The organism is Crossiella sp. NPDC003009 (assembly GCF_053591555.1).
Genome location: NZ_JBSFUA010000104.1, coordinates 1 through 1,644, shown reverse-complemented (window position 1 = coordinate 1,644; position 1,644 = coordinate 1). Strand labels below are relative to the sequence as shown.

Sequence of the window (1,644 nt, the reverse complement as noted above, 5' to 3'; positions counted from 1 at the left end):
GGTGATGCCGCCTACCGGGCGTACGTGGCTTCACCGGCGCCACCGCCAGGGACGAGCTGGGCCCGGCGATCGCGTGCGAGGGCCGCCGCACACGACCAGGGTAGCCAGCAAGGCTGTGATCGTGCCCAAGGTGAAGAAGAGAGTTAGGCCACCGAAGGCCGCCAAGGCGCCGAAGACGGCGCTGGCCACCGAGCTGCCCAGGGTGCGGGCGAGGGAGTTGAGGCCGTTGGCCGCGGCGGCGTGTTCGGGCGGGGTGGCGTCCAGGATCAGCGCGGGCATCGCCGAGTAGGCCAGGCCCGCGCCGCCGGAGATGATCGTGGTGGCCAGCACGACGTGCCACAGCGAGCTGTCCAGGACCAGGCGCGCGGCGAAGCCCAGCACCACCCCCGCCGAGCCCAGGAGCAGGGTGAACCGGGCGCCGCGGCCGGAGATGAGCCGGGCGGCCACCGGGGACAGCGCGGCCATCAGCAGGCCGCCGGGCAGCATGTAGAGGCCGGAGGCGACCACGGAGAGCTCGTAGCGGGTCTGCAGCACGGTGACGGTGCCGAGGAAGTTGACGAACAGCGCGAAGCCGGTGAGGAACGCGGACAGGTTGGTCACCAGCACCTGGGCGCGCACGGCCAGCCGGAGGTCGACCAGCGGCGCGCGCCTGCGCAGCTCGACCACGCCGAAGACGGCCAGCGCCAGCGCGGCGGCGCCGAGCAGGCCCAGCACCAGCGGCGAGTCCCAGCCCCACTCCGCGCCCCGGCTCAGCGGCAGCAGCAGCGCGGTGAGCCCGCCGATGAGCAGGGTCGCGCCGACCAGGTCCACCGGGGCGCGCTCGGCGCCGGGCTCCACCGAGGGGACCAGCCGCCACACCGCGAGCAGCGCGGGCAGTCCGGCGGCGGCGCAGAACCAGAACAGGCCGTGGAAGCCCCACACGTCCGCGATCAGCCCGGCCAGCGGCAACGCGACCGCGCCGCCGATGCCGAGCATGGCGCTGATCAGCGCGATGCCCCCGGCCCTGCGCTCCGGCGGGACCAGCGCGGCGAGCAGGCTGATGCCCAGCGGAATGGCCACTGTGGACAGTCCCTGGACCGCCCTGCCGACGATCAGCAGGGTGAGGTCGGCGGTGAGCGCGCACAGCAGGGAGCCGAGCAGGAAAGCGCATACCGCCAGCAGCAGCACGCGCTTCCGGCCGAACAGGTCGGCCAGTCTGCCCAGCACCGGGTTGGCCACCGCGCCGACCACCACGGTGACGGTGACCAGCCAGCTGGTGGCCGCCGGGGAGGCGCCGAGGCGCTGCGGCAGGCCGGGCAGGACCGGGATGAGCATGGTGTGGGTGAGCAGGGTGACCAGCGCGGTGAACGCGAGGACCGTGGTGAGCACCCCGGTGCGGGTGGGGGTCTCGCGCAGTGTGGTCACCCGGCCACCCTACGTCCGGGGGCGGCGGGGGCGGACCGAGTGGGCGGGCAGCTGCCCGAACCGCTGACCGGTTGGCCGGTTCGGGCACAGCGCGACTGGCCTGGCTGCTGAGCTGGCCCGGCGCAGGTGCAGCCCGCCCGGCGCTCGGCTGCCCGCCCCGCTCGTCCCGCCCGGCGCTCGGTTGGCTCGGATCACGCCTGCACGGCGCGGCGGCCGGGACGGCGCGACGGTGGCGCGGCG

At 75.1% G+C, this 1,644-nt stretch carries 1 protein-coding gene; it reads right to left on the bottom strand.

Annotated features, from left to right (window positions below; all coding sequences use genetic code 11):
• Positions 1–30: 30 nt before the first annotated feature.
• Positions 31–1,404, bottom strand: a complete 1,374-nt coding sequence (locus ACWDY5_RS41420) for an MFS transporter (RefSeq protein WP_449727598.1) — start codon at positions 1,402–1,404, stop codon at positions 31–33.
• Between the last annotated feature and the right edge of the window lie 240 nt (positions 1,405–1,644).